The 5,336-nt window shown below is 59.6% G+C and carries 6 protein-coding genes; 1 reads left to right on the top strand and 5 read right to left on the bottom strand.

The window, feature by feature from the left end; all coding sequences use genetic code 11:
* Positions 1-64 precede the first annotated feature (64 nt).
* Positions 65-382 carry a type II toxin-antitoxin system VapC family toxin gene (locus ACP5E6_RS15855; protein ID WP_427955681.1) on the top strand — a complete coding sequence of 106 codons (318 nt, stop codon included), beginning with the start codon at positions 65-67 and terminating at the stop codon, positions 380-382.
* A gap of 342 nt (positions 383-724) precedes the next feature.
* Here the strand turns inward: ACP5E6_RS15855 and ACP5E6_RS15850 are convergent, their stop codons facing one another.
* Genes ACP5E6_RS15850 through ACP5E6_RS15830 form a run of 5 tightly spaced genes read right to left on the bottom strand, consistent with a single transcriptional unit; the run spans position 725 to position 5,201 of the window.
* Entirely contained in the window at positions 725-1,381 is a 657-nt protein-coding gene (locus tag ACP5E6_RS15850; RefSeq protein WP_427955679.1) for an ABC transporter ATP-binding protein, read from the bottom strand.
* 49 nt (positions 1,382-1,430) lie between these two features.
* Positions 1,431-2,138 (bottom strand): ABC transporter ATP-binding protein, encoded by a 708-nt coding sequence (locus tag ACP5E6_RS15845; RefSeq protein WP_427955677.1) that lies wholly within the window; start codon positions 2,136-2,138, stop codon positions 1,431-1,433.
* Positions 2,128-3,015: a branched-chain amino acid ABC transporter permease gene (locus ACP5E6_RS15840; RefSeq protein ID WP_427955674.1), complete on the bottom strand. Its 888-nt coding sequence runs from the start codon at positions 3,013-3,015 to the stop codon at positions 2,128-2,130. The genes ACP5E6_RS15845 and ACP5E6_RS15840 overlap by 11 nt, the downstream gene beginning before the upstream one ends.
* Before the next feature lie 40 nt (positions 3,016-3,055).
* Positions 3,056-3,937, bottom strand: a complete 882-nt coding sequence (locus ACP5E6_RS15835; RefSeq protein WP_427955671.1) for a branched-chain amino acid ABC transporter permease — start codon at positions 3,935-3,937, stop codon at positions 3,056-3,058.
* 28 nt (positions 3,938-3,965) lie between these two features.
* Positions 3,966-5,201 carry an ABC transporter substrate-binding protein gene (locus ACP5E6_RS15830; protein ID WP_427955669.1) on the bottom strand — a complete coding sequence of 412 codons (1,236 nt, stop codon included), beginning with the start codon at positions 5,199-5,201 and terminating at the stop codon, positions 3,966-3,968.
* Positions 5,202-5,336 lie beyond the last annotated feature (135 nt).

Here is a 5,336-nt window from a genome sequence, read left to right as displayed (position 1 = left end):
CGTGTCCTCCCCGAGTGGGGTGAGAGCTATGGGGATGGAATTTGGGCCCCCTGAGGGTAGGGCGATGATGGCAGATCCTGAGGTGGAATTGTATTTCAGTGTCGCCAGTCTGTGGGAAATTGTGATCAAGCGGAGTCTGGGGCGGGCTGACTTTCAGATCGATGCCCGGGTTCTGCGGGTTCTGCGGCACGAGCTGATCGACAACAGCTACCAGGAAATGGCGATCCTGAGCGCGCATGTTGTGGCCGTCGACACGCAGCCGCCGATCCACCAGGATCCGTTCGATCGGTTGCTAATCGTACAAGCCCAGATCGAGGGCATTACCCTACTGACCAACGATGCGCTGCTCGCTCACTACCCAGGTCCGATCCGGCTGGCGTAGGCCACCTATCAGTCGGCACCAGGTGAGTCGCGTATCCAGCTCGCCATCAGCCGCCTTGAGGTTCGGCTTGCTGAAGTCTGGACGCGAAAGTGACTTCCACCTGGGCCAAGCATGGACGAAGCAAGAACATTTGACTACTTTCTTGTCCTGAATCAAATTTGTCAGCGATCTCGTCAGCGCATCAGTTTGCCGGATACTTTTGAACTCATCCGACAAAACCCTCGTGTTCGGGCACGCGTTCATAAACGACACTTTCGCGTTGGCTCCCCAACACGACTGGATCAAAACGGTCTCGGGTATGCGGGTTGGTATGACGTGGCGGCACTACCGTTTCCGGTCGCCCTACAGTCCAAAATAAGCTTCACGAACCGCATCCGAGGATTCGAGTTCGGCTCGCGTGCCGGACAGGCGGACGCGGCCACCGTCGATCAGGTAACCACGGTTGGCCAGCTCAAGAAATGCCACATTCTGTTCGGCGATAAGCAGCGCGGTCCCTGCGTCTATCGTCGTTTGCAAGACTTTTATCACTTGTTTGACGAAAACCGGCGCGAGGCCCGACGAAGGCTCGTCCATCAGCAAAAGCTTGGGCTCGCTGACAAGAACCTTCGCGATGCCGAGCATCTTACGTTGACCACCGGAGAGTGTGGCGGCCGCATGGCGGCGTTTCGCGGCAAGGTCGGGAAACATGTCGTAGAGCCGGGCGCTGCGCCGTCTAACGGTCGCGTTGTCGAGAAAATAGCCACCGAGCCGGATATTCTCCTCGATCGAAAGTGTAGGAAACACGCCGAGTTCCGACATGAACGCGATGCCGCGCCGGATGCGCTGGTCGGGCGGCAACGATTGCAGTGCGGTTCCGTCAAACGTGATCGAGCCGCCGCGGCATTGGATCAACCCGATGATGGTCCGAAGAAGCGTGGTCTTGCCCGCGCTGTTGGCTCCGAGCAGCAGCACGGTCTCACCCGACCCGACGTTCAGATCAATGCCCCAGAGGATCTGCAAGGCGCCATACCCGGCTTCGACGCCTTTGAGCGAAAGCAGGGACATTCGATCAGCCTCCAATGAACGCCGCTACGACCTCGGGGTCCTCTGACGCCGCCCGCAACGAGCCCTCGAACAGCATCCGCCCGGCTCCAAGCACGATGACCCGTTCGGTAATGCGGTTGAGAAAATCGAGCAGATGCTCGACGACGATCATCGCGATGCCCCGCGCCGCGAGACGGCTCAACAAGGTGGCGATCACCGCGAGTTCCTGAGGATTGAGGCCGGCGCCGATTTCATCAATGAGCAGGAGCTTCGGCTTGGTGGCAAGTGCCCGCGCAAGATCAAGCATTTTCTGCTGGTTGACGGTCAGCGCGCCGGCCATCGTTGCCTCATGGAGAGTAAGGTTGGTTTCGGCCAGGATCGCATCGATATCGACCTGATCGTGACGGCAAAAATGCGCGGCAACTTCGATATTCTCTCGAACCGTCATGGTATGGAACGGCTTCGGCACCTGGAAAGTCCGGTTAATCCCGCGCCGCGCGAGACGAAAGCTGGAAAGGGCCTGGACTGGCATACCATCGAGCAGGACGCGCCCGACATCAGCCCGATGAACGCCCGAGATCACGTTGATCGTGGTCGTCTTGCCCGACCCGTTCGGCCCAACCAACCCGACGATCTCACCGGCGACGACCGCGAAGCTCACATCGTTCAGCACGGTCAACCCGCCAAACCGCTTGCCGATCGCATCGAGCCTGAGCAGCGGTTCAGAAGACACGAATGCCCCTCCGTTCGAGCAGGGAGAGCACGCCGTTTGGCAGGAACAGCACAAGCAACACGATCAGTAGGCCATACAGCAGCATGAAATACTGTGGTGCCGAAACCCCGATCACCGCGTAGAAGCTGTACAGGATCGCCGCTCCGATTAACGGCCCCAGCACCGTGCCGACCCCACCGAAAAGGGCGAACACGATGGCAAACACGCTGATCTGCAGCGTAAAAACCGATTCCGGGTAGAACACCGAGAGATTCCAAGCATAGATCCCGCCCGCCAGACCGGCGACGAGCGCTGACGCCAGCCACACGATCAGACGCTGGCGCACCACGTCAATCCCGGCAAGCGCCGCACTCACCGGGTCCTCGGTCATCGCCCGCAGCCCCATCCCGAAGCGTGATGACCGGAAATACGAGGCGATCGCCACGGCCACGAGCAGAACCACGATCATGCCGATGTAACTCGCTCCCGGATCGTACACCTGCTCCAGCTTCAACCCATAGGGCCCGCCGGTTATCGCCGACAGATTGGGGTTGGAAATCACAAAATACAGGATCTGCGAGGCGGCGAGATTCGCGATCGAGAAATAAGCCCCGGAAAGCCGCAACAGAGGGCCCAGAATCAGCGCAACGACGAGTGAGGCAACCCCACCACCGATCACGCAGATCACCATCGGCAGATGGGCATGCAGAACCAGTAGCGACGTGCCGTAAGCCCCGGTCCCAAAGAAGCCGACATAACCGAACGGTAGATAACCGGTGAATCCATAGAGGATGTTGAGACCTTCAGCCAGCACGACGAAGGTCATGATGGTGAACAACAGCGATGTATTGCCATAGATATGCGGCGCGATCAGAAAAATCACAGCGACGGCGATCATGGTGATCAGCCCCGGTCTCGCGCGCCTCAGCGGCCCCGCGTCACGCAACCCGCACTGCCTTGCCAAGCAGGCCCGACGGCCGGATCAGCACGATAATGACGAGCAACGCATAAGGGACCAGGTTCGACCACGACGAATAATAGGTCTGCATCAGCATGGTCCCGATCCCAAACACGAGCCCGCCCACGACGGTGCCGAGCGGATTGCCGAGTGAGCCAATGATGATGACGGCGAAGGACGTCGTCGTCAGGCTTTCTCCAATCGCCGGTGAGATCGAGCCGAGCATGTACGGCACGAACACCCCGGCGATTCCCGCAAGTGCCAGGCCGATGACGAAGGCAATGGCCGAAACCCGGTCGACATCGATCCCGCTCGCCCGCGCCTCTTCGCGATTGGCCATAATCGCGCGGGTTGCATACCCCAGCCGAGTGCGGGCGAAATAGACATAGAGCCCAACGATGGCAACAATGCTGACGAGCACGGTCACACCCCAGCTGTCGGGGAACGACTGCCCAAGGATGACAAAATTACCCGAGCCGAGCGCATCGCCGGGCAACGACCGCTGATCTGCTCCGAAGGCGAGCGTAACCATCGCCTCGATCATCTGCGCGATCCCGAAGAACAGGATGAACGACAGCATCTCCGGGTCCCGGCTGCGTTGCAGTCGTGGCACAACGGCATAATAGAGAGGCCAGCCGATCACGAAGGCCCCGACCACGGCGAGCGGCACGCCAAACAACGGATTCAGGTGCAGCGCATTCGACACCACATAGGCACCGAATCCCCCCAGCATCACGAATTGGCCGTGCGCGAGATTGATCATGCGCATCACCCCGAACACCAGGTTCAGCCCAATCCCGACCAGGCTGAAAAATATCCCGTAGAGAACACCGCCGATCAGCGCATAATCGAGCAGGCTCATGCGCGGTCTCCGCCCGTTGCCGCGCGCCTCAGGACTTCGGCGCCGGATAGACCGGCTTGCCGGTCGCCTTGTCGTGCGGATAGACCACCACGAGCTTGTCGGTCGATCCGTCGGGTACAAGCTGGGCCACCGGGAAGGGCTGGCCGAGCTGCGCCCCGTTGGCATTGATCTCAAACGGTCCCAGCAGGGTCTTGGTATGACCCGACATGTCCATCAGCGCGGCATGGAAATCAAGCTGCGTGAACTTCGGCGCCGTCGCCAGCATGTCCTGCATGACGATACCGGTATTGTAGCCGGCGGCATCGAGGAAGTTCGGCGCGCGATGCTCTGCCGCCGTGAAGCTGTTAACGAAATCCGCCGTGTTCATGCCATAGCTGACGCTCTTGTAAGAAACCAGCGGCGGGGCCGGATAGGTGTAGGTATAGGCGAGCCCCTTGGCGCCCACGTTCTTGGTCAGCAGCGTGAGCAACTGACCGGGAAAGATCGTGAACACCATGTTGAAATGCAGCCCGCTGGATTTCAGCGCGCGCAGGAAGGCGATATCGTTGTCGGGATAGCCAAATTCGATCAGCGCATCCGGGCGCCGCGCCGCGATCGCATGGAGCAGGACGGTGTAATTGGTCTCCGTGGTCGGCACAGCATGAAAATACACCGGTTTGGTCCCGGCTTTGGCAAGAACCGATTTCAGCGTGTTAGCCTGCGACGCATCGAAATCGTTCGAATCGTACACAACGGCCACCCGCTTGATCTGCTTCTCACCATTGATGAAGCGACCCAGCGGCACCGGCCAGACGGTGGAGGCCGGAATACTCACATCAGCCAGATAATCAGTCTTTTTCGTGAAGAAATTCGCTCCCGACCCGGTCGGGTCGATCAGCAGCATATGATGCTCCTCTGCCAGCGGTATCGCCACCGAGGTCAGGACCGAGCCGAAATCAGCCACCAGCAGATCGACATGGTCCTGGGTGATTAGCTGATTGTAGAGCGTCGTCGCCGTCGAGGTCGAACTCTGATCGTTATAGGCCACGATTTTAACGGGTATCTTCTTGTCGAACGCCTTGACGAACACGCCGCCCGTCTTGTTGACCTTCGCCGCCCAATATTCGAGTCCGTGATACTGCCCCTCGGACGACACGGCGAACGGACCGCTGCTCGCGTAGAGTGTGCCGATCTTGATCGTCGACGGCGCTGTCGCGGCATGGGCGGTGGCGAAAGCGAGCGCCGCGGCCACGCCGAGCATGAGCCTGGACTTGATACGAGCCATTGGTTTTCCCCGCATGAGATCAAAACATTTATCGCCGGCACGCTGCGTCGCCGGCACGAACTTTGGCCTTGTTACCTATGGAAACGACCCTGTTCAAGACGCAGCGGCCTCGTTCGCGAAACATTGTTGAAATGA

The organism is Acidiphilium sp., assembly GCF_049977125.1.
Classification (GTDB): domain Bacteria; phylum Pseudomonadota; class Alphaproteobacteria; order Acetobacterales; family Acetobacteraceae; genus Acidiphilium.
The sequence above is the reverse complement of the archived record's forward strand: the minus strand, read 5'-3'. Positions and strand labels throughout refer to the sequence as shown.

Excerpts from the sequence above, each read along its gene's own strand:
- ACP5E6_RS15855 (WP_427955681.1), top strand. The coding sequence starts at position 65 with ATGATGGCAGATCCTGAGGTGGAATTGTATTTCAGTGTCGCCAGTCTG.
- ACP5E6_RS15840 (WP_427955674.1), bottom strand. The coding sequence starts at position 3,015 with ATGATCGCCGTCGCTGTGATTTTTCTGATCGCGCCGCATATCTATGGC.
- ACP5E6_RS15835 (WP_427955671.1), bottom strand. The coding sequence starts at position 3,937 with ATGAGCCTGCTCGATTATGCGCTGATCGGCGGTGTTCTCTACGGGATA.
- ACP5E6_RS15830 (WP_427955669.1), bottom strand. The coding sequence starts at position 5,201 with ATGGCTCGTATCAAGTCCAGGCTCATGCTCGGCGTGGCCGCGGCGCTC.